Consider the following 21,516-nt stretch of genomic DNA (forward strand, 5'->3'; position numbering starts at 1 on the left):
GCCTCGGCGGCATGGGCGGCGCCGGCGGCATGGGCGGGCTCGGCGGACCGGGCGGCGGCATGCCCCCGGGCGGGCTTCCGGGTCTCCCGGGCGGCCAGGGCGGCGCGCCGTTCAATTTACCGAAGAATTTCAAGAAATAGACGTATCACTCAGAAAGGACGTATTAAAATGGCAGTTGCAATCAGGCTCAGCCGGGGTGGCGCGAAGAAGCGGCCCTATTACAAGATCGTGGTGGCGGACTCGCGCAACCCGCGCGACGGCAAGTTCATCGAGCGCGTCGGCAGCTACAATCCGCTGCTGCCCAAGGACAGCGCCGAGCGCGTGAAGCTCGACGCCGACCGGATCCGCCACTGGCTGAGCGTCGGCGCGCAGCCGACCGACCGCGTGCTGCGCTTCCTCGATGCCGCCGGCATCAAGGAGCGGGCGGCCCGCAACAACCCGAAGAAGGCCGAGCCGGGCGAGAAGGCCAGGGAGCGCGCCGAGGAGCGGGCGAACAAGGAAGCCGAGGCCGCCGCCGCGCCGGCCGAGGAAGCCGCTCCGGCCGCCGACGAGGCCCAGGAGGAGACCGTCGAGGTGATGGCCGAGGCGATCGAGGAGGCCACCCCCGAGGCCGAGGCTCCGGCCGCCGAGGAGGCCGCTGCCGAGGAAGCTGCGGCTCCGGAAGCCGAAGCGCCTGCCGCCGGGGAAGCTGCGCCGGCTGAGGAAACCGCCGCCGAGGAGGCTCCTGCCGCCGAGGCCGAAGCTCCGGCCGACGAGGCTGCTGCCGAGGAAGCTTCGGCTCCGGAAGCCGAAGCTCCGGCCGCGGAAGCCGAGGCCACCTCGGCCGACGAGGCGACCAATGAGGGCGAGTCCGCCGAGGCCCCGGCCGAGGGCAGCGATGAGGCCGCTCCCGAAGAGGGCGCCGAGAAGGCCGAGCAGGCTTAATTGGCTGACCAGGTCACCCTCGCCGCCGTCGCCGGCGCGCACGGCGTCGGCGGCGAGGTGCGCCTGAAATTGTTCGCGGAAGGCCTCGACAGCCTGAAGCTCCAGAAAACCCTGTATGCCGGCGAACGCCAGCTGACCCTCAAATCGGTCAGGCCCGGCGGCGCCGGCGCTATCGCCCGCTTCGCCGAGATCGCCGACCGCAGCGCCGCCGAGGCACTGCGGGGCGCCCTGCTCACCGTCCCCCGCGAGGCTTTGCCGCCGCTGGCCGAGGGCGAATATTATCATGCCGACCTGATCGGCCTCGCCTGCGTGGACGGGGACGGCACCGCGCTCGGTACCGTGGTCGCAGTCGAGAATTTCGGCGCGGGCGACCTCCTCGAGATCGAGCGGCCCGACGGGAGGAAGACGCTAATCCCGTTCCGCCCGGGCATTGCCGACCTCGCCGGGGGCCGCATCATCGCCGACCCGGCCTTCCTCGCCTAGCTAGGTGGGCGCCGGTGCCCGGTCCCGGATCCATTGGGAAAAGACCCATTTCTCGCCGCTCGTCGGCGGGCGGCCCGCGTGCAGGCTCAGCGGGTCCGGCTGGCCGTCGGGCGTGAGGTTGGCGAAGAACAGGGCGCCGCCGGCCTTGCCGCGATGCGCGATGCCGGCCTTCGGGAATTCGGTCTCGCCGCCCGCATAATCGTCGTTCAGGAAAATCAGGAACGTGCCCATGCGCTGGCCGCGCCGGGCGATGTCGGCGGCCGGGCCCGGCGCGCGTGGATCGAGGAAGTCGTGATGGAGAGCGAATTCCTGGCCGACCGCATAATGCATCACCTGCGGCACCTCGAAAATGAACTCGGGCAGCCGGGTCGCCGCCGAGATCCGCGCCCGCAACAGCGCGATGATCACGTCCATCTCGTTGAGCCGCAGCTCGACCGCGCTGCCGCTGCGCTGGGGGTCCACCTTGCCGAGGCCGGTCGCCGGGTCCCAGATCATCGCGGGCGCGAGCCGGTCGCGCATGCGCGCGATCACCCAGCCGCACTCGCCCGCGCTGGCGAAATCCTCGAACAGCGACAGCATCGGCCGCGAGGACAGAGCGCTGGGCGGCGGCGCTGCGAGCAGCGCCTCGGCAGTCCGACCATCGAGCAATTTCAGCTGCGCCCGTGCATGGTCCGAGCCGCGTTCAGCCGCGTGCGCGAGCAGCTCGAAGGCGCGCTGCCAGTTGCGGGGCCGGCCCGCGCCGACCGCCTCGATCGTGGCGAGCATGGCGATTGCCTCGGCGTCCTCGGCCGCCGCCTGTTCCGTCAGCGCGACCGCGCGCGCGAAGCCGGCGGCCGAGTCCGCCGTCGCGAGCAGGCGCAGAGCCAGCGCAAAGCCTTCCTCATCCTCGGCCATCGTTTCCCCTGAATCGCATCAGGTCAGCGTAGCAGCGGTTCGTCCCGCGCCAAATCATTCCGGATCGTCGTCGCCGCGACCCCGCCTTCGCCCATGGCGTGGCTGATCTGGTCCAGCCCGATCACCACGTCGCCCCCCGCATAGAGGCCGGGCACGTTCGTGCGCTGGTGGGAATCGACGAGGATGCAGCCCGTTCCCTCCGCCAGCGCCGCGCCGGCCTGGATCGCCAGCTCGTTATGGATGTCCGAGCCGAGCGCCGGATAGACGCTGTCGAACGTGTGATGGCCGTGCGGCGTCTCCACCACGATCGCCTTGTCGAGCGCCGCCACCGCCGCGCAGGGGCCGTCCACGGTGGCGATGCCGGAGGCAGCGAGTCGGGCCTTGTCGTCGGCGGCGAGCTCGTGCGCGCGGTCCGGCGCGATCAGGGTGACGTCGGCGGTGTAGGAGCGCAGGAACAGGGCCTCGGCGACGCCGTGCCGGCCCGAGCCGATCACGCCGACCTTGCGGTCCGTCACCTCATAGCCGTCGCAGATCGGGCAATAGCGGATCAGGCCGCGGGCCAGCGCCTCGTCGTGCAGGCTCTCGTCCATCGGCGGGCGCCGGTTGGCTACGCCGGTGGCGAGCAGGACGGCGCGCGCCGTGACCGGCCCGGCGCCCCATTCCGCCTCGAAGCCTCCCTCGATCCGGTCGAGCCGGGTCACCCGCCCGGTCTCGATCGCCGCCCCGAAACGCTGCGCCTGCGCCTGCATCCGTTCGATCAGGGCGGCGCCCGATATGCCGTCGGGGAAGCCGGCATGGTTGTTGGTGCAGGGGATGAGCGAGGCGCGGCTCCGCCCGGCATCGACCACGCGCAGCTTCAGGTGGAAACGGGCGAGGTAGATGGCCGCAGTGAGCCCGGCCGGGCCGCCGCCGACGATCAGGCAGTCGAGATCGGGTTCGGTCATTGCGCATCCAGCGCGGCGGCATGATGATTGTTCCGCCCGGCCCCAGCGCCTATTCCGGTCCCGCCCGAACCGGGGAGACAGAAGAGACGATGCGCAAGATGATTGCCGCCATGCTGCTGGCCTGCCTGCCGGTTCCGGCCTCCGCGCAGGCGCTGCGGGCCCAGTATGTCGAGGCGGTCGGGCCCAACCTAGACGCCTATTTCCAGCGCTTCATGGCCGAGCAGCACATTCCGGGCCTTGTCTACGGGATCGTCGCCGACGGACGGCTCGCCTACGTCCGGGCGATGGGCAGCCTGACGCCCGAGGATCCGTCCCGGGCCGTCACGCCGGACAGCCTGTTCCGCATCGCCTCCATGTCCAAGGCCTTCACCGCCCTGGCGATCCTGAAGCTGCGCGACGCGGGGCGGCTGCGGCTCGACGATCTGGCCGAGCGCTATGTGCCGGAGATGCGGGGCTGGCGCTATCCGACCGCGGACAGCCCCCGCATCCGCATCCGCGACCTGCTCAGCCATGTCGGCGGCTTCGTCACCGATGATCCCTGGGGCGACCGGCAGACGCCGCTGCCCGAGGCCGAGTTCACCCGCATGCTGCGTGAGGGCGTGCCCTTCACCCGCGCGCCGGCCAGCCAGTACGAATATTCGAACTTCGGCTATGCCCTGCTCGGGCGGATCGTCACCAACGTCTCCGGGCGCCCGTACAGGGACTATATCGAACGGGAGATCATGCGCCCGCTCGGCATGACCTCCACGGGTTACGACATCTCCGCCGCCCCGCCGGAGCGTCGCGCGCTCGGCTGGCGCTGGGAGAATGAGGCCTATGCCCGCGAGCCGGACATGGCGCATGGCGCCTTCGGGGCGATGGGCGGCGTCCAGACCAGCGCGAACGACTATGCCCGCTGGGCCGCCTTCCTGCTCTCCGCCTGGCCGCCGCGCGACGGCGCGGAGCAGGGGCCGGTGCGCCGGTCGACAATACGCGAGCTCGCCCAGGGGCTGAACTTCGCTTCGGTCACCCACCGCCCCGGCCAGCCGGATTCCTGCCCGCAGGCCACGACCTACGGCATGGGCTTCCGCGTCGCGCAGGATTGCGACCTCGGCCTCACCCTCGCCCATGGCGGCGGCTATCCGGGCTATGGCTCCTACCTTTTGCTGCTGCCGGAATATCGCGTCGCCATCTTCGCCTTCGCCAACCGCACCTATGCCGGGCCGTCGCCGCCGGTCTGGCAGGCGGCGGTCGAGCTCAGGCGTCGCGGCGCGCTGGTCCCGTACTTCAACGTCGGCAGCCCGGCGCTCGACGCCGGCTACCGCGTCGCGCGGGCGATGTGGGCGGCCGGGAGCCTCGAGCCGGGCCGGCAGAGCCTCGCCATGAACTTCCTGATGGACCGCAGCGCGGAGAATTGGGCGCGGGAGTTCGCGCGGCTGAAAAGCGAGGCGGGCGCGTGCCGGACGGCGACGGCGATGAACCCGACCGGCGCGCTCACGGCGACGTTCGAATGGGAGTGCGAGCGCGGCCGGCTGCAGGGCCAGCTCCTGCTCGCCCCGACCAATCCGCCGACCATTCAGGCCCTGCGGCTCAGGGTCGTGCCCAATCCGTGACCTGGGCGGCCACCATTCTCACCCTCTACCCGGAGATGTTCCCCGGGCCGCTTGGGCTGAGCCTCGCCGGCAAGGCGCTGGCGGAGGGGCGCTGGTCGCTGGAGACGGTGCAGATCCGCGACTTCGCCACGGACCGGCACCGGTCCGTCGACGACACGCCGGCGGGCGGCGGAGCGGGGATGGTGATGCGCGCGGACGTGCTCGCCGCGGCCCTGGACAGCGTGCCGGACGGCCGCCCGAAATTGGTGATGAGCCCGCGCGGCAGGCCGCTCGACCAGGCCCTGGTCCGCGCGCTCGCTGCGGGCCCGGGCGCCACCATCCTCTGCGGCCGGTTCGAGGGCATCGACGAAAGGCTGTTCGAGGCGCGGCCGCTCGTCCCGGTCTCGGTCGGCGACTATGTGCTGTCGGGGGGCGAACCTGCCGCGCTCGCCCTCCTCGACGCTTGCATCCGGCTGCTTCCCGGGGTAATGGGCGCGCCTTCGAGCGGTGAGGAGGAGAGCTTTGAAAGCGGCCTTCTCGAATACCCTCATTATACCCGGCCTGTTGAATGGGAAGGGCGCAGGATCCCCGAAGTGCTGCGATCGGGGGATCATGCGAAGATCGCCGCCTGGCGGAGACAACAGGCGGAGGCAGAGACACGGCTAAGGCGGCCGGACCTGATCGAGCGTCACGGGGACGCGCGAAGGCCATCGCCCTCTGGCGCGCAGAAGAAGAAGAAGAAGAAAAAGGACGAATGAGATGAACCTCATCCAGCAGCTCGAGGCCGAGCAGATCGCCGCCTCCGGCAAGAAGATCCCGGAATTCCGCCCGGGCGACACGCTCCGCGTCGGCGTCAAGGTCGTCGAAGGCGAGCGCACCCGCATCCAGAATTTCGAAGGCGTCTGCATCGCGCGGGCCAACAAGGGCCTCGGCAGCTCCTTCACCGTCCGCAAGATCAGCTTCGGTGAGGGCGTCGAGCGCGTCTTCCCGCTTTATTCGCCGAACGTCGACTCGATCGAGGTCGTGCGCCGCGGTGCCGTCCGCCGCGCGAAGCTCTATTATCTGCGCGGCCGCACCGGCAAGTCGGCCCGCATCGCCGAGCGCCGCGACACTCGTCACCTCGACGCCGCCCGCGCCGAGGCCGAGACGGAGACCGCCGAGGGCTGAGCCTTCCGGCAGGTCCGAGACAGGGAAGGGCGGTCGCTTCGGCGGCCGCCCTTTTGCTTTGCGCAGAGGGGCCGAACCCAGCCTGTCTGGGTGCATAAAAGATATATCTTGAAACTGTCGAACAATAAGATATATCTCAGTCCATCTTAGACAGGAGTGAGTCCGGATGGGACGATTCAAGATGCATGGCTGCGGCCCGCGCGGCTTTCCGGAGGCGATCATCGCCATGGGCATGGGGCGCGGCTTTGGCGGCGGCTGGGGCCGCGGCGGCTTCGGCGGCGGCTGGGGCCAGTGGGGCGGCGACGAGTGGGGCGGGGGCGGCCGGGGCCGCGGCCGCCGGCGCATGTTCGACGCCGGCGAACTCCGCCTCGTCCTGCTCAAGCTGATCGCCGACCAGCCGCGGCACGGCTACGATTTGATCCGCGCGATCGAGGAGCTGACCCACGGCGCCTATGCGCCGAGCCCGGGCGTCGTCTATCCGACCCTGACCATGCTCCAGGACATGGGGCTGATCGAGGAGGCGCCCGGCGAAGGCTCGCGCAAGGCCTTCCAGGTCACGAGCGACGGCGAGGCGCATCTCGCCGAGAAAGCCGAGGAGATCGAGGAGCTGTTCGGCCGGCTCGAGGCGGTCGGCGGCGACCAGCGCAAGGCGGGCGGCCCGCCGATCAGGCGCGCGGTCGGCAATCTGCTCGCCTCGATCTGGCACCGCGTGACCCGCGACGACATGGACGAGGAGACGATGCACAGGATTGCCGAGGTCCTCGACGAGGCCGCGCAGAAGATCGAACGCCTCAAATAGCCGGAGATGAGGTGGAGAGGGTGAGTTCACCCTCTCTCCGTTCGCCCTGAGCCTGTCGAAGGGCTGTTCTTCTCTGGTGAAGAAAGGAAAGGCAGGGCTTCGACAAGCTCAGCCCGAACGGTTTTTCCCTTTGCCCGTCTTCCTTAGGGAACCTGGCTGCGCGGCTGGCGGCCGCCTTCATTGTGCTGGCGGATGACGCGCATATAGGCCTCGGCGAGCTCGTGATTGACCGCGTCCCAGCCGTAACGCTGGCTCGCCCGGAAGCCGGCCTCGCCGGCCGCGCGGCGGGCCTCAGCGTCGGTGCAATAATGGGCCAGCGCCTCGCAGAAGAGATCGATCGCGCCGGGCCGCACCAACCGGCCGGTGACGCCGTCGGTGACCAGGCTCTCGCTGCCGGTCGCGATCGCCGCGACCACGGGCAAGCCCGCGGCCATCGCCTCCAGCGTGACGTTGCCGAAGGTCTCGGTGACCGAGGGGTTGAACAGCATGTCCATCGAGGCGACCGCGCGCCCCAGATCCTCGCCGCACTGATAGCCGGCGAAGACCGCGTCGGGCAGGCGCTTCTCGAACCAGTCGCGCGCCGGGCCCTTGCCGACGATCAGCACGCGGTGCTTCACGCCCCGCTTGGTCAGCCGGTCGACCGCGTCGGAGAAGACGTCGAGCCCCTTCTCCATGACCAGCCGGCCGGTGAAGCCGACCACCGGCTCGTCGTCCTTGATGCCGAGGCTGCGCCGCCAGGCGAGATCGCGGCGGCCGGGCTGGAAGATGTCGCGGTCGATGCCGCGCGTCCAGATGCCGACGTCATAGTTCATGCGCTGCTCGCGGAGCAGCTGGGCCATCGAGTCCGACGGCGCGAAGATCGCGTCGCAGCGGCGGTAGAAGCGGCGCAGCGTCGCCAGCACGGCGGGCTCGAGGAAGGCCATGCCGTAATAGCGCGGATAGGTCTCGAAGCGGGTGTGGACCGAGGCGATCACCGGCAGGTCCCACCTGCGCGCGAGGCTGACGGCACGGTGGCCGGTGACGTCGGGGCTGGAGACGTGGATGATGTTCGGCTGGAAATCGGCGATATCCCGCTTCACGCTGGGCGGGATCATCGTGCCGATCTTATATTCCGGCCGCCCGGGAATCGGAATGGCCGGCAGGGAGACGAGGTCGCCCTTGGGCTCGAAGGCGGGGGTCTTGCTGGTCGGCGAATAGACGCGGACCGCGGCGCCCTGGCGCAGGAGATAGTCGGCCAGGCGGTTCAGCGCCTGGTTGGCGCCGTCGCGGACATAATTGTAATTGCCGCTGAAGATGGCGACGCGGAGGTCCGAGACATCCATGTCCGGACCGATAGGAGCCTCCTCGACCGATGGCAAAGCCCGCCCCTTGCCCTTCAGCGTGGGCAGGGCCGGAACGTCCAGACCCCTGGCGGCTTCGCGCAGGGCGTTCGGCAGGCCTGTCTTCCGGTTGACGGTCTTCGCGGTCATGCATTTCCTCTAGACGAAAACCGCCCCGCCGACCGCAGCCGGCGGGGCGTTTCATCCGATTTGCTTCAGGCTTCGTCGCCGTCCGCAGCCTCTGTCTGGAGGTAATCGCCAGCATCCGCATCGGTTCCGTGACCGCTGACGGTCACCGCCTCGAGCGGATCCGAATGCGTCGCCGCCTCCGGACCTTGGGCGAGCTCGGCCGCATGCTCTTCCTCCGCCGAATTGGCGGCGATGAGCGCCTCCTGGATCGAGCGGTGCTGCGCGCGGAGCGCGGCGTCGCGCGAGGAGGCGGCGATGCGCAGCCGCTTCATGCCGGCGCCGGTGCCCGCCGGGATCAGGCGGCCGACGATGACATTCTCCTTGAGGCCTTCCAGGTCGTCGATCTTGCCCTGCACCGAGGCCTCGGTGAGGACGCGGGTCGTCTCCTGGAAGGACGCGGCGGAGATGAAGCTCCGGGTCTGCAGGCTCGCCTTGGTGATGCCGAGCAACACCGGCTTGCCTTCCGCGAACTTCTTCTTGCCCTGCGCCTTCAGCTTGGCATTGGCCTCGTTCATCTCCTGCCGGTCGACCTGCTCGCCCACGAGGAACGTGCTGTCGCCGGACTCGGTGATCTCAACCTTCTGCAGCATCTGGCGGACGATCACCTCGATGTGCTTGTCGTTGATCTTCACGCCCTGCAACCGGTAGACCTCCTGGATCTCCGACACCAGATATTCGGCCAGCGCCTTGACGCCCAGCACCTCCAGGATGTCGTGCGGATCCGGGGAGCCGCCGATCAGGTTGTCGCCGCGCTTCACGAAGTCGCCTTCCTGCACGTCGATGACCTTGGACTTCGGCACCAGATACTCGACCGGCTCGCCCCCGTCCTCGGGAACGATCGCGATCTTGCGCTTGGCCTTATAGTCCTTGCCGAACTGGATCTTGCCCGAGACCTTGGCGATGATCGCATTCTCCTTGGGCTTGCGCGCCTCGAACAGCTCCGCGACGCGCGGCAGACCGCCGGTGATGTCGCGGGTCTTGGCCGCCTCGCGGGTGACGCGGGCGAGCACCTCGCCGGCCTCCACCGTCTGGCCGTCCTCGACCGAGAGCATCGCGCCCGGCGAGAGCATGTAGCGCGCCGCCTCGCCCGATTCCGCGTCGAGCAGGGTGATGCGGGGCCTGAGGTCCTCCTTGCTCCGCGCGGTGGCGCGGAACTCGGTGACGACGCGCTGGGCGATGCCCGTCGCTTCGTCGGTCTGCTCGACGAGCGTCTTGCCCTCGATCAGATCCTGGAACTTCACGACGCCGCCCTTCTCGGTGATCACCGGCATCATGAACGGATCCCACTCGGCGATCCGGTCGCCCTTCGACACGATGTGGCCGTTGTCGGCCATCAGGTGCGCGCCGTAGGGGATGCGGTGGGTCGAGCGCTCGCGGCCGTCCATGTCGAGGATCGCCAGCTCGCCGTTGCGGGCCATGGCGATGCGCCGGCCGCGCGGGTCGAGGATGGTCGGCAGGTCGCGCAGCTCGACGGTGCCGTCGGCGACCGCCTCGAGGCTCGACGTCTCGTTGAGCTGGGCGGCGCCGCCGATGTGGAAGGTCCGCATCGTCAGCTGCGTGCCCGGCTCGCCGATCGACTGGGCGGCGATCACGCCGACCGCCTCGCCGATATTGACCGGGGTGCCGCGGGCGAGGTCACGCCCGTAGCAGCGGCCGCAGACGCCATGCTCGCTCTCGCAGACCAGCGGGCTGCGAATGTGCACGGACTGGATGCCGAGCTCGTCGATCTTCAGGGCCGCGGCCTCGTCGATCAGCTCGCCTTCCTTGACGATCGTCTCACCGGTCTTGGCGTCGACCACGTCCTCGGCCGGGGTACGGCCCAGGATGCGCTCGCCGAGCGAGGCGATCATCGCGCCGCCCTGGACGATGGCGCGCATGTCGAGGCTGTTCTCGGTGCCGCAATCATCCTCGACGACGACGCAATCCTGCGACACGTCGACGAGACGGCGGGTGAGATAGCCCGAGTTGGCGGTTTTCAACGCCGTGTCCGCGAGGCCCTTGCGGGCGCCGTGGGTCGAGTTGAAATATTCGAGGACGGTCAGGCCTTCCTTGAAGTTCGAGATGATCGGCGTCTCGATGATCTCGCCCGACGGCTTGGCCATGAGGCCGCGCATGCCGGCGAGCTGCTTCATCTGGGCCTGCGAGCCGCGGGCGCCCGAATGGGCCATCATGTAGATGGAGTTGATCGGGGCCATGCGGCCATTCTCGTCCTTGGGCTGCGCCTTGATCTTGTCCATCATGGCGTTCGCGACCTGGTCGCCGCAGCGGCTCCAGGCGTCGATCACCTTGTTGTACTTTTCCTGCTGGGTAATCAGGCCGTCCTGATATTGCTGCTCATAATCCTTCACGAGCGCGCGGGTCTCGTCGACCATGCCCTCCTTTTCGTGCGGGATGATCATGTCGTCCTTGCCGAACGAGATGCCCGCCTTGAAGGCGTGACGGAAGCCGAGCCCCATGATCGCGTCGGCGAAGAGCACCGTCTCCTTCTGGCCGGTGTGGCGGTAGACGATGTCGATGACGTCCGCGATCTCCTTCTTGGTGAGCAGCCGGTTGACTGTCTCGAAGGGGACCTTGTGCGACTTCGGCAGGGTCTCGCCGAGCAGCATGCGGCCCGGCGTGGTCTCGACCCGCTTCATGTAGACGCTGCCGTCCTCACCGGTCTGCGGGACGCGGCTGGTGATCTTGGTGTGCAGGGTCACCGCGCCGGCGAAGAGGGCCTGGTGGACCTCCTCCATGTCGGCCAGCACCGAGCCTTCGCCCGGCTCGCCCTCGCGCTCCATCGACAGATAATAGAGCCCGAGCACCATGTCCTGCGAGGGCACGATGATCGGCTTGCCGTTGGCGGGCGAGAGGATGTTGTTGGTCGACATCATCAGCACGCGCGCTTCCAGCTGGGCCTCGAGGCTCAGGGGGACGTGCACGGCCATCTGGTCGCCGTCGAAGTCGGCGTTGAAGGCGGCGCAGACCAAAGGATGCAGCTGGATCGCCTTGCCCTCGATCAGCACCGGCTCGAACGCCTGGATGCCGAGGCGGTGGAGCGTCGGCGCGCGGTTCAGCAACACCGGATGCTCGCGGATCACCTCGTCGAGGATGTCCCAGACCTCCTTGCGCTCCTTCTCGACCCACTTCTTCGCCTGCTTCAGGGTCATGGAGAGGCCCTTGGCGTCGAGGCGCGAGTAGATGAACGGCTTGAACAGCTCGAGCGCCATCTTCTTCGGAAGGCCGCACTGGTGCAGCTTCAGCTCCGGCCCGGTGACGATCACCGAGCGGCCCGAATAGTCGACGCGCTTGCCGAGCAGGTTCTGGCGGAAGCGGCCCTGCTTGCCCTTCAGCATGTCCGAAAGGCTCTTCAGCGGCCGCTTGTTGGCGCCCGTGATGGTGCGGCCGCGGCGGCCATTGTCGAACAGGGCGTCGACCGCCTCCTGCAGCATGCGCTTCTCGTTGCGGACGATGATGTCCGGCGCGCGCAGCTCCATGAGGCGCTTCAGGCGGTTGTTGCGGTTGATGACGCGGCGATAGAGGTCGTTGAGGTCAGACGTGGCGAAGCGGCCGCCGTCCAGCGGGACGAGCGGACGGAGCTCCGGCGGGATCACCGGCACGACGTCGAGGATCATCCACTCAGGCCGGTTGCCCGACTCGAGAAAGGATTCGACGACCTTCAGCCGCTTGATGATTTTCTTGGGCTTCAGCTCGGACTTGGTGGTCTCCAGCTCGTCGAGCAAAGCCTGGCGCTCGCCCTCGAGGTCGAGGTCCATCAGCATCTGCTTGACCGCCTCGGCGCCGATGCCGGCGGTGAAGGCGTCCTCGCCATATTCGTCCTGCGCGTCGAGCAGCTCGTCTTCGGTGAGAAGCTGGAACTTCTCGAGGGGGGTCAGGCCCGGCTCGGTGACGATGTAGGACTCGAAGTAGAGCACGCGCTCCAGCTGCTTCAGCTGCATGTCGAGCAGCAGGCCGATGCGCGAGGGCAGCGACTTCAGGAACCAGATATGGGCGACCGGGGCGGCCAGCTCGATATGGCCCATCCGCTCGCGGCGGACCTTCGAGACGGTGACCTCGACGCCGCACTTCTCGCAGACGATGCCCTTGTACTTCATGCGCTTGTACTTGCCGCACAGGCACTCATAGTCCTTGATCGGGCCGAAGATTCGCGCGCAGAACAGGCCGTCACGCTCGGGCTTGAACGTGCGGTAGTTGATCGTCTCGGGCTTCTTGATCTCGCCGAACGACCAGGAGCGGATTCGCTCCGGGCTCGCAATGCCGATCTTGATCTGGTCGAACGTCTCCGGCTTGGCGACCGGGTTCGCGAAGGTGGTCATCTCGTTCATTTATCAGTCCCTTTCAGGGAAAATTCGTTGCGGTGGCGCGGTGGAGGGGAGGGGCCCGGAGGCCCGCTCCCTTATTCCGCCGCCTCCGCGAAGCCCTCGTCCTCGCTGTCGTCGATGATCGAGTTCAGCTCGACGTTGAGGCCGAGCGACCGCATCTCCTTGACGAGCACGTTGAAGCTCTCCGGAATGCCGGCCTCGAACGTGTCGTCGCCCTTGACGATCGCCTCGTAGACCTTGGTGCGGCCGATCACGTCGTCCGACTTCACCGTCAGCATTTCCTGCAGCGTGTAGGCGGCGCCATAGGCCTGGAGCGCCCACACCTCCATCTCGCCGAAGCGCTGGCCGCCGAACTGCGCCTTGCCGCCCAGCGGCTGCTGGGTGACGAGCGAGTAGGGGCCGATGGAGCGCGCGTGGATCTTGTCGTCCACGAGGTGGTGGAGCTTCAGCATGTAGATGTAGCCCACGGTCACCTTGCGGTCGAACGCCTCGCCGGTGCGGCCGTCGAACAGGGTCACCTGGCCGGAGACGTCGAGCCCGGCCTTCTCCAGCATGTCGGCGACATCCGCTTCCTTGGCGCCGTCGAACACCGGCGTGCCCATCGGGACGCCGTTGGTCAGGTTCGACGCCAGCTCGAGCACCTCGTCCTCGCCCCGGGCATCGATCTCGGCATGATAATTCTTGCCGTAAATGTCCTTCAGCTTGGTGCGGACGCCCTTCACGTCGCCGGCCTCGGCCGCCTTGCCCTTGGCATGGATCTCGTCGAGCAGAGCCGCGACCTGCTTGCCGAGGCCGCGCGCGGCCCAGCCCAGATGGGTCTCGAAAATCTGCCCGACGTTCATGCGCGAGGGCACGCCCAGCGGGTTCAGCACGATGTCGGCGGCGGTGCCGTCCTCCAGGAAGGGCATGTCCTCTTCCGGCAGGATGCGGCTGATCACGCCCTTGTTGCCGTGACGGCCGGCCATCTTGTCGCCCGGCTGCAGCTTGCGCTTCACCGCGACGAAGACCTTGACCATCTTGAGCACGCCCGGCGGCAGCTCGTCGCCGCGCTCCAGCTTCTCGATGCGGTCCTCCAGACGGCGGCGGATCGCGGCCTCGGCCTCGTCATACTGGGCCTTCACGGCCTCGAGGTCGGCCTGGCGCTTGTCGTCCTTCACCGCGAACTTCCACCATTCGTGCGGCTCGACGCTGTCCAGCGTCTCGGCGTCGATCACGCCGCCCTTCTTCACGCCCTTGGGCGCGCCGACGGCGGTCTGGCGGAGCAGCATCTCGCGCAGGCGCGCATAGGAAGAGCGCTTCAGGATGGCGCGCTCGTCCTCCGCGTCCTTGCGCAGACGGTCCTTCTCCTCGGTCTGGATCGCCCGGGTGCGGTCGTCGATGTCGATGCCGTGCCGGTTGAAGACGCGGACCTCGACGACGGTGCCCGAGACGCCCGGCGGCAGGCGGAGCGAGGTGTCGCGCACGTCGCTGGCCTTCTCGCCGAAGATGGCGCGGAGAAGCTTCTCCTCCGGCGTCATCGGGCTCTCGCCCTTGGGGGTGATCTTGCCGCAGAGGATGTCGCCCGGCTCCACCTCGGCGCCGATATAGACGATGCCCGCCTCGTCGAGGTTGCGCAAAGCCTCCTCGCCGACGTTCGGGATGTCGCGGGTGATGTCCTCCGGCCCGAGCTTGGTGTCGCGGGCCATGACCTCGAACTCCTCGATGTGGATCGAGGTGAAGACGTCGTCCTTCACGATCCGCTCGGAGATCAGGATGGAATCCTCGAAATTGTAGCCGTTCCAGGGCATGAACGCGACGAGCACGTTGCGGCCCAGCGCCAGCTCGCCGAGGTCGGTCGACGGGCCGTCGGCGATGACGTCGCCGGCCTGGACCAGATCGCCCTTCTTCACCAGCGGCCGCTGGTTGATGCAGGTGTTCTGGTTCGAGCGCTGGAACTTCATCAAAGTATAGATGTCGACGCCCGACTTGCCGGCCTCGACCTCGTCCGTGGCGCGCACGACGATGCGGGCCGCGTCGACCTGGTCGACGATGCCGGTGCGGCGCGCGGCGATGGCGGCGCCGGAATCGCGGGCGACCGTCTCCTCCATGCCGGTGCCCACGAACGGTGCCTCGGCGCGAACCAGCGGCACCGCCTGGCGCTGCATGTTCGAGCCCATGAGCGCGCGGTTGGCGTCGTCATTCTCGAGGAACGGGATCAGCGAGGCAGCGACGGAGACGAGCTGCTTCGGCGACACGTCCATCAGGGTGATGGTCTCGCGCGGCGCCATCAGGAACTCGCCGGCACGGCGGCTGGAGACGATCTCCTCGGCGAAATGCCCGGCCTTGTCGAGCTCGGCATTGGCCTGGGCGATCGTGTGCTTCGCCTCTTCCATGGCGGAGAGGTAGACCACGTCCTTGGTCACCTTGCCGTCGACAACCTTGCGGTACGGCGTCTCGATGAAGCCGTATTTGTTCACCCGGCTGAAGCTGGCGAGCGAGTTGATCAGGCCGATATTCGGGCCTTCCGGGGTCTCGATCGGGCAGATGCGGCCATAATGGGTCGGATGGACGTCGCGGACCTCGAAGCCCGCGCGCTCGCGGGTGAGGCCGCCCGGCCCGAGCGCCGAGACGCGGCGCTTGTGCGTCACTTCGGAGAGCGGGTTGGTCTGGTCCATGAACTGCGAGAGCTGCGACGAGCCGAAGAACTCGCGGACGGCCGCGACGGCCGGCTTCGCGTTGATCAGGTCGTTCGGCATGACGGTCGAGACGTCGACCGAGGACATGCGCTCCTTCACGGCGCGCTCCATGCGGAGCAGGCCGACGCGATACTGGTTCTCCAGCAGCTCGCCGACCGAGCGGACGCGGCGGTTGCCGAGATTGTCGATGTCGTCGATCTCGCCCTTGCCGTCCTTCAGGTTCACCAGCTCCTGCACGACCGCGACGATGTCCTCGGTCCTGAGGGTGGTGATCGTGTCGTCGGCGTCGAGGCCGAGGCGCATGTTGAGCTTCACCCGGCCGACGGCCGAGAGGTCATAGCGCTCCGGATCGAAGAACAGGCCGGCGAACAAAGCCTCGGCGGTCTCCTTGGTCGGCGGCTCGCCCGGGCGCATGACGCGGTAGATGTCGGCCAGCGCGCTGTCGCGGTCCTCGGACTTGTCCGCCTTCAGCGTGTTGCGGATCCAGGCGCCGGTATTGGTGTGATCGATGTCGAGCAGCTCGATCCGGTCGATGCCGGCCTTGTCCAGCTTCTCGAGATTGTCGGGGCTGAGCTCGTCGCCCGCCTCGATGTAGATCTCGCCGGTCGCCTCGTTGATCAGGTCGAAGGCGCTGTAGCGGCCGAACACTTCCTCGGTCGGGATGAGCAGGGTCTCGAGCCCGTCCTTGTGCGCCTTGTTGGCGGCGCGGGGGCTGATCTTCTGGCCGGCGGGGAAGACGACCTCGCCCGACTTGGCATCGACGATGTCGAAGGCCGGCTTGTTGCCGCGCCATTGCTCGGCGACGAACGGGATCTGCCAGCCGCCGGTGCCGCGCACATAGACGACGCGGTTGTAGAAGGTGTTGAGGATCTCCTCGCTCGACAGGCCGAGCGCATGGAGCAGCGCCGTCACCGGCAGCTTGCGCTTGCGGTCGATGCGGACGTTGACGATGTCCTTGGCGTCGAACTCGAAGTCGAGCCAGGAGCCGCGATAGGGGATGACGCGGGCGGCGAAGAGATATTTGCCGGAGGCGTGGGTCTTGCCGCGGTCATGGTCGAAGAGCACGCCCGGCGAGCGGTGCATCTGGGAGACGATCACGCGCTCCGTGCCGTTGACGATGAACGTGCCGTTCTTCGTCATCAGCGGCATGTCGCCCATGTAGACGTCCTGCTCCTTGATATCGAGCACGGAACGGGTCTCCGTATCGGGGTCGACCTCGAACACGATCAGGCGGAGCGTCACGCGCATCGGCGCCGCATAGGTCATGCCCCGCTGGCGGCACTCGTCGGTGTCGTACTTGGGGTCCTCGAGCTCGTAATGGACGAAATCCAGCTCGGCGGTCCCGGCGAAATCGCGGATCGGGAAGACGCTGCGCAGCGTCTTCTCGAGGCCGGACACATAGCCGTCCTGCGGCCGCGAGCGGAGGAACTGCTCGTAGCTCTCGCGCTGCACCTCGATGAGGTTCGGCATCTCCGAGACTTCGTGGATGTTGCCGAAAATCTTGCGGATGCGCTTGGATGCGGTGGGCCGGGTCTCGCTAAGGTTGGTCTTGGCCGCCGGAGCCGATGCTGCTTTCGCCATGGAGATTGTTTCTCGCTTCCTGTCCCGGCGGGGCCGGGATCCCTGTCAAAAAAGGAGCGCACAAACGCAAAAAGCCGCGGATTCCCGGCACGGGAATCGCAGCTTCAGCGTCTGTGAAACCTCAGAGATTCAATGCGTTGATCGCGCTGCGCGACGGCGCGAACTGTTCCGAACCTCTGTGGTGAGGGGCGCGATATAGGCGGCGCTGCAGGAGATGTAAAGGGGCCGGGCGGCGCTTACAGGTCGTAACCCAGCTGCTCGGCCCACGGGGAGAGGATCGGCAAGATCGGTACCAGCTGCGCCCGGTAGCGCCGCCAGCGTTCGCTGGCCCGCATATGGACCGGCTCCGTCACCTGGGCGTAGCTGGCCGAGCCGATATGGCCCCGATCGCGGGCCGTGGCCCGATGGTCGAGCAGGCGCCCGTCCCAGCCGAGCCCGAGAAAGGCGGCGAGCGGGCGCAGCTCGGCTTCCGGATCGGCCACCAGCCGCTCGTAGCGGACCCTGTGCACCGCGAGCGGCAGCGCCGCCCGGCAATTCTGCCAGAGGCGCATGATCCTGTCGTAGAGAAGGGCGGTATCCTCCAGATCGAGGAAGTTCGCCATGCCGCCGCGCGGATCGAAGCGGACCATGAAGCCGCTCAGCACGACGTCGCAGGGATGGCGCTCGGCGAAGATGATCCGCGCCTCCGGGAACAGGCGGTGGATAAGCGGCACACAGGTCAGGCCGAGCGGCATCTTGTCGACGACAAGGCGGCCGCGCGCGTCGGGCGCCGCCGCGTCGAGCGCCTCGAAATAACGCGAGCGCAGCGCCTCGATTTGCGCAGCGTCGAGGCTGGCCAGCCGGTCCTGGCCCCCGAGCGCGCGGGCGGCAGCCTCCAGGACCGGCCTTTCTTCCAGCACGACGACCTCGTCATGGCCGGCGAGCATCGTGTCCAGCAAGGTCGTGCCGGAGCGCGGGAAGCCCAGCAGGAAGACGGGCGCCGGCCGCGCCGGCGGCGGCAGGGCCGTCCAGCTGCCATGCCAGCCGGGAGTCACGAGCGCGGCCGTCCGGGCGATCTCCTCGCGATAGAGGCGGGCCGCGGCGCGGGCATTCGGGACGACGGACCCTGCTTCCCGGTTCATCTCCGCGAAGGCCGCAAAGGCCGCGGCGGGGTCGCCCTTGCGGTCCAGGATCCGGCCGATCAGCTCCGCGCGGGCGCCGCCGTCGCCGCTGCGGGGCGCCGCCTGCGCGGCGGCCAGCGCGCCGGCCAGGTCGCCGCGGCGGTAACGGAGCCGGGCGGTGAGCAGCATCGTGTCCGTGGCCGGGATCCCGACGGCCGCGGCCCTCGCCAGCAGCGCCTCCAGCGCGTCGAGCCGGTTGGCGCGCTCGGCGAGATCGGCGAGCGCGAGCAAGGCGGGGGCGCAGCCGGGATCGAGCAGCAGCGCCTCGTCCAGCGCCGCCTCCGCTTTCTCGGGCCGGCCGAGCAGATCCTCGAGGCGTGCGATCGCGACTCTGACGGCCGGGTCGTAGGGCAAAATGCGGGCCTGCGCTCTCGCGGCGGCGAGGCTGGCCTCGCCCCGGCCCGCGGCGGCCTGCGCCTCGGCCACGCAGGCGCGAAGCCGCGCGAGCTCGCCGGCGACCGGGCCTTTCCCGGCCAAGCCGGCGATCGCGGCCTCGGCCTCGTCGGGACGGCCGGCGCCGGCCAGCGCGCGCGCCAGCTCGATCCGGGGGAGCGGATTCTCGGGGAGGAGGTCCGCTGCCCGGCGGAGGTGGGGAACCGCCTGGTCGTGATCGAGCCGACGCGCGTGAAGGACGCCGATGAACAGCCTCAGCGGCCCGTCATTCGGCGTCTCGGCGAGGGCGGCCTCGCCGGACAGGATGGCGCCGGCGAGCTCGCCGCGGCGGGCCAGCTCGATCGCCTCTCGCGCTTTGGGCGGGATCGATGCCAGCGTCCTGCTCCCGTGCCTTGCCAGGCTCGTCGGCTAGGGCGCGGCCCGGGGCCGCCGCCATCGCCCGCGGGACGAACGTCACCCGGGCGCGACGAACGTCCCGCTGGCCTCGCCGGAACTGGTCAGGCCGCCTTGAGGCGCCGGCCCCGCTGCGGCTAGAAGGCGGTGGGCGAACGGATCTTATTTGGAACAGACACGGTCATTCGGGATCGAGGAGGATGCCGTCGTCGCCCGCAGGCGGCGGCGTGCGGAGCTGATCCTGATTGGCGCCTTCTGGGCCTTCGCCGTGCTCATGCTGTCGATCCGCGCGCTCGTGATCGACGCCCTGCCGATTTCGATCATGGGGCCGCGCCGGCTCGCGCTCGCCTTGATCGGGGCGACGCTCTGCTTCGGCATGGCGCGCGTCCTCGCCGCGCTGCGCGGCCGCTCCTTCCCCGAGCGGGTCTTCTGGGGCGTGCTCGGCGCCTTCCTGATGTCGGCGACGCTGACCGGCCTGACCATGACGATCAACCGGGTCATCCTGCCTTTGCCCGGCATGAGCTTCAGCCTGGTCGAGAGCGTGCAATGGTCGCTCGTCTGGCTCGGCTATTTCCTCGCCTGGACCGGCACCCATCTCGCCCTCATCTATCATTGGGAAAGCGAGGATCATCACCGGCGCGCCACCGTCCTCGCCGAGATGACCCGGGACGCCGAGCGCGCGGCCCTGCGCTACCAGCTCAACCCCCATTTCCTGTTCAACACGCTGAACTCGGTCGCCTCGCTGGTCGGCGACGGCCGCAACCGGGAGGCGGAGGCGATGCTGGTCAACCTTGCCGCCTTCCTGCGCTCCACTCTGACCGTCGAGCCCGCCGGGATGATCCCGCTCGGCGAGGAGATCGCGCTGCAACGCCTCTATCTGGAGATCGAGCGGGCGCGCTTCGGGGACCGGCTCGGCGTGGAGTTCGACCTGCCGGGCGATCTCGCCGAGACCCCGGTGCCCGCGCTCATCCTGCAGCCGCTGATCGAAAATGCGGTGCGGCACGGCCTCGGCCGCTCGGAGGCGCCGCTGACCATCCGCCTGTCCGCCGCCGCCCGCGGCGAAGCGGTGGTGCTGGCCGTCGAGAATGAGGGCAGCGGCGAGGCGCAGCCCGGCGGGGCGGGCGTTGGGCTCGCCAATGTCGCCGCGCGGCTTCGTGCTCATTTCGGCGAGCAGGGCGCACTCGAGGCCGGCCCGGTCGCCGGCGGCTTCCGCGCCTCCATCCGCCTGCCGCGGCGGGAGTGCTGATGCAGAGCATCCGCGCCATGCTGATCGACGACGAGCCGCTGGCGATCCGGCGCCTGTCGCGCTCGCTGCAGCGCGTGCCCGGCGTGGAGGTGGTCGGCTCGACCACCAGCGCGCGCGACGCGGTCACGATGATCGCCGCGGAAAAGCCCGACCTGATCCTGCTCGACATCGCCATGCCGGGCCTGACCGGCTTCGAGGTCCTGGAGCGGATCCCGCCGGAGACGCGGCCGGCGGTGATCTTCGTCACCGCCTATGACGCCCATGCGGTGCAGGCCTTCGACGTCGCCGCCGCCGACTATCTGATGAAGCCCTGGTCCCAGGCCAGGCTCGAGGAGGCGGTGGATCGCGGCCGGCTCTGGCTCGAGGCGCGCGCCGCCCGAGACGTCAAAGCCCCCCTCGACAGTCTCTGGGTCCACCGGCATCGCGCCTTCGTCCGCATCTGGCTCGACGAGATCGAGTGGATCGAGGGCCATGGGGATTATGCCAGGGTCCATGCCGGAGAGTCGACCGGCCTCGCCCGGACGACGCTGAAGGCGCTCGAGGAAAGGCTCGATCCGGATCAGTTCATCCGCGTCCACCGCTCCGCCATCTGCCGCAGGGCCGCGATCGTCGGCCTGCACCGCAAGCCGACGGGCGCCCATTGCGTCTCGCTCGCCAGCGGTGCGGAGGCGCCGGTCGGGCGCCGCTACATGCACGGCCTGAAGGCGCTGCTCCACCGCACGGCCGCCTGACCCTGAGCTTCAGGCAGGCCTTCCCCTTGCCCGGCGCGCGGATGCTGCTATCGAGCGCGGCGTGGAAGAACTGATCGAATTTGCCCCGCAGAACGCCATCGAACGCAAGATGGAGGATGCGAAGACCGGTGCCTGCACCAATGACGAGCTGGTGGCCGCGCTGCGCGACGCGTCCATCTATGTCGGCAGCGCGACGGCGATGCTCCCGGACGGCAGCGACTTCTCGCCGCTGCTGCTGAAGGCGGGGAGCGACACCGTGGTCGCGGCTTTCTCCTCGCGCCTGCGGCTCGGCCTCTATCCCGAACATGCCCGCCATGCCTTCGAGATGCGCTGGCGCGATTTCATCTTCAGCCTGCCCAGCGGCAAGGGCGCGGTGCTCAATCCCGGCTATACCCACCAGATGGTGATCCCGGCGGAGGAGGTGCGCAAGCTGAAGGCCTGGCTCGGCTTCCCGCAGCTTCGTGAAAGCAGCGGGGCCGCGTCTTAACCACCTTTCGTTTCGCCGCTGAGTCCCAACCTCCTGACGCAGATCGAACGATAAGCCGAGCCTTTTGCGCCGCGAATTCGTTGTCGGCGTGATATGAAACAGAAACTTTCCCCGCTTCGCCCCGCGTCGGCCGCGCTGTTCGCTGCCCTCGTCCTCCCCACCGCGCCCGTATTCGCGCAAGACGCGCCGCCCGTCATTGCGGCGCCGCCCCCCGTGATCGTCGCGCCGCCACCGCCGG

The 21,516-nt window shown here is 68.7% G+C and carries 15 protein-coding genes and 1 pseudogene; 10 read left to right on the top strand and 6 right to left on the bottom strand.

Annotated features, from left to right (window positions below):
* Positions 1–168: 168 nt before the first annotated feature.
* Together rpsP and rimM are read left to right on the top strand one after the other, a co-directional pair.
* Positions 169–651: pseudogene (rpsP, locus tag VEC11_RS14500) on the top strand (30S ribosomal protein S16); the annotation flags it as partial.
* 273 nt (positions 652–924) lie between these two features.
* Positions 925–1,407: a ribosome maturation factor RimM gene (gene rimM / locus VEC11_RS14505; protein ID WP_464132736.1), complete on the top strand. Its 483-nt coding sequence runs from the start codon at positions 925–927 to the stop codon at positions 1,405–1,407.
* On the opposite strand, the gene VEC11_RS14510 is transcribed toward rimM, so the two are convergent.
* Together VEC11_RS14510 and VEC11_RS14515 are read right to left on the bottom strand one after the other, a co-directional pair.
* Positions 1,408–2,301 carry a 2OG-Fe(II) oxygenase gene (locus VEC11_RS14510; RefSeq protein ID WP_464132742.1) on the bottom strand — a complete coding sequence of 298 codons (894 nt, stop codon included), beginning with the start codon at positions 2,299–2,301 and terminating at the stop codon, positions 1,408–1,410. It abuts the gene before it with no gap.
* A gap of 23 nt (positions 2,302–2,324) precedes the next feature.
* Complete coding sequence (locus tag VEC11_RS14515; protein ID WP_464132746.1) at positions 2,325–3,245, bottom strand: NAD(P)/FAD-dependent oxidoreductase; 921 nt, start codon at positions 3,243–3,245, stop codon at positions 2,325–2,327.
* A gap of 89 nt (positions 3,246–3,334) precedes the next feature.
* Between VEC11_RS14515 and VEC11_RS14520 the strand changes: the two genes are divergently transcribed.
* From VEC11_RS14520 to VEC11_RS14535, 4 genes are all read left to right on the top strand, one after another.
* Positions 3,335–4,837, top strand: coding sequence for a serine hydrolase domain-containing protein (locus VEC11_RS14520; protein WP_464132750.1), 1,503 nt, complete (start codon positions 3,335–3,337; stop codon positions 4,835–4,837).
* Positions 4,834–5,574, top strand: coding sequence for a tRNA (guanosine(37)-N1)-methyltransferase TrmD (trmD, locus tag VEC11_RS14525; RefSeq protein ID WP_464132752.1), 741 nt, complete (start codon positions 4,834–4,836; stop codon positions 5,572–5,574). The genes VEC11_RS14520 and trmD overlap by 4 nt, the downstream gene beginning before the upstream one ends.
* A gap of 1 nt (position 5,575) precedes the next feature.
* Complete coding sequence (gene rplS / locus VEC11_RS14530; RefSeq protein WP_464132756.1) at positions 5,576–5,983, top strand: 50S ribosomal protein L19; 408 nt, start codon at positions 5,576–5,578, stop codon at positions 5,981–5,983.
* Between the two features lie 166 nt (positions 5,984–6,149).
* Positions 6,150–6,782: a PadR family transcriptional regulator gene (locus VEC11_RS14535; protein ID WP_464132759.1), complete on the top strand. Its 633-nt coding sequence runs from the start codon at positions 6,150–6,152 to the stop codon at positions 6,780–6,782.
* Between the two features lie 143 nt (positions 6,783–6,925).
* Here the strand turns inward: VEC11_RS14535 and VEC11_RS14540 are convergent, their stop codons facing one another.
* The 4 genes from VEC11_RS14540 to VEC11_RS14555 form a co-directional block, all read right to left on the bottom strand.
* Positions 6,926–8,104 carry a glycosyltransferase family 4 protein gene (locus VEC11_RS14540; RefSeq protein WP_464132781.1) on the bottom strand — a complete coding sequence of 393 codons (1,179 nt, stop codon included), beginning with the start codon at positions 8,102–8,104 and terminating at the stop codon, positions 6,926–6,928.
* A 212-nt stretch (positions 8,105–8,316) separates the two neighbouring features.
* On the bottom strand, positions 8,317–12,615 hold the full coding sequence (rpoC, locus tag VEC11_RS14545; protein WP_464132761.1) for a DNA-directed RNA polymerase subunit beta': 4,299 nt from the start codon (positions 12,613–12,615) through the stop codon (positions 8,317–8,319).
* 71 nt (positions 12,616–12,686) lie between these two features.
* Positions 12,687–16,868: a DNA-directed RNA polymerase subunit beta gene (rpoB, locus tag VEC11_RS14550; protein WP_464132764.1), complete on the bottom strand. Its 4,182-nt coding sequence runs from the start codon at positions 16,866–16,868 to the stop codon at positions 12,687–12,689.
* A gap of 236 nt (positions 16,869–17,104) precedes the next feature.
* Entirely contained in the window at positions 17,105–18,727 is a 1,623-nt protein-coding gene (locus VEC11_RS14555) for a tetratricopeptide repeat-containing sulfotransferase family protein (RefSeq protein WP_464132784.1), read from the bottom strand.
* On the opposite strand from VEC11_RS14555, the gene VEC11_RS14560 reads away from it, so the two are divergent.
* The 4 genes from VEC11_RS14560 to VEC11_RS14575 all read left to right on the top strand — a co-directional run bounded on the left by VEC11_RS14560 (position 18,666) and on the right by VEC11_RS14575 (position 21,278).
* Positions 18,666–18,833 carry a hypothetical protein gene (locus VEC11_RS14560; RefSeq protein ID WP_464132767.1) on the top strand — a complete coding sequence of 56 codons (168 nt, stop codon included), beginning with the start codon at positions 18,666–18,668 and terminating at the stop codon, positions 18,831–18,833. The genes VEC11_RS14555 and VEC11_RS14560 overlap by 62 nt on opposite strands.
* A gap of 147 nt (positions 18,834–18,980) precedes the next feature.
* On the top strand, positions 18,981–20,060 hold the full coding sequence (locus VEC11_RS14565; RefSeq protein ID WP_464132770.1) for a sensor histidine kinase: 1,080 nt from the start codon (positions 18,981–18,983) through the stop codon (positions 20,058–20,060).
* On the top strand, positions 20,060–20,791 hold the full coding sequence (locus VEC11_RS14570; protein ID WP_464132775.1) for a LytR/AlgR family response regulator transcription factor: 732 nt from the start codon (positions 20,060–20,062) through the stop codon (positions 20,789–20,791). Before VEC11_RS14565 ends, VEC11_RS14570 begins: the two co-directional genes overlap by 1 nt.
* 61 nt (positions 20,792–20,852) lie before the next feature.
* The gene (locus VEC11_RS14575; protein ID WP_464132778.1) at positions 20,853–21,278 is read left to right on the top strand and encodes an SseB family protein; all 426 of its coding nucleotides are present in this window, start codon (positions 20,853–20,855) and stop codon (positions 21,276–21,278) included.
* The last annotated feature ends 238 nt before the right edge of the window (positions 21,279–21,516 follow it).

It is taken from the genome of Allosphingosinicella sp. (assembly GCF_035626655.1).
Classification (GTDB): Bacteria; Pseudomonadota; Alphaproteobacteria; order Sphingomonadales; family Sphingomonadaceae; genus Allosphingosinicella.

What these genes read in the sequence shown, in the direction of transcription:
- VEC11_RS14540 (WP_464132781.1), bottom strand. Translation starts at nt 8,104, where the DNA reads ATGGATGTCTCGGACCTCCGCGTCGCCATCTTCAGCGGCAATTACAAT.
- VEC11_RS14560 (WP_464132767.1), top strand. Translation starts at nt 18,666, where the DNA reads ATGAACAGCCTCAGCGGCCCGTCATTCGGCGTCTCGGCGAGGGCGGCC.
- VEC11_RS14510 (WP_464132742.1), bottom strand. Translation starts at nt 2,301, where the DNA reads ATGGCCGAGGATGAGGAAGGCTTTGCGCTGGCTCTGCGCCTGCTCGCG.
- VEC11_RS14570 (WP_464132775.1), top strand. Translation starts at nt 20,060, where the DNA reads ATGCAGAGCATCCGCGCCATGCTGATCGACGACGAGCCGCTGGCGATC.
- VEC11_RS14520 (WP_464132750.1), top strand. Translation starts at nt 3,335, where the DNA reads ATGCGCAAGATGATTGCCGCCATGCTGCTGGCCTGCCTGCCGGTTCCG.
- rplS (WP_464132756.1), top strand. Translation starts at nt 5,576, where the DNA reads ATGAACCTCATCCAGCAGCTCGAGGCCGAGCAGATCGCCGCCTCCGGC.
- rpoC (WP_464132761.1), bottom strand. Translation starts at nt 12,615, where the DNA reads ATGAACGAGATGACCACCTTCGCGAACCCGGTCGCCAAGCCGGAGACG.
- VEC11_RS14515 (WP_464132746.1), bottom strand. Translation starts at nt 3,245, where the DNA reads ATGACCGAACCCGATCTCGACTGCCTGATCGTCGGCGGCGGCCCGGCC.
- VEC11_RS14535 (WP_464132759.1), top strand. Translation starts at nt 6,150, where the DNA reads ATGGGACGATTCAAGATGCATGGCTGCGGCCCGCGCGGCTTTCCGGAG.
- rpoB (WP_464132764.1), bottom strand. Translation starts at nt 16,868, where the DNA reads ATGGCGAAAGCAGCATCGGCTCCGGCGGCCAAGACCAACCTTAGCGAG.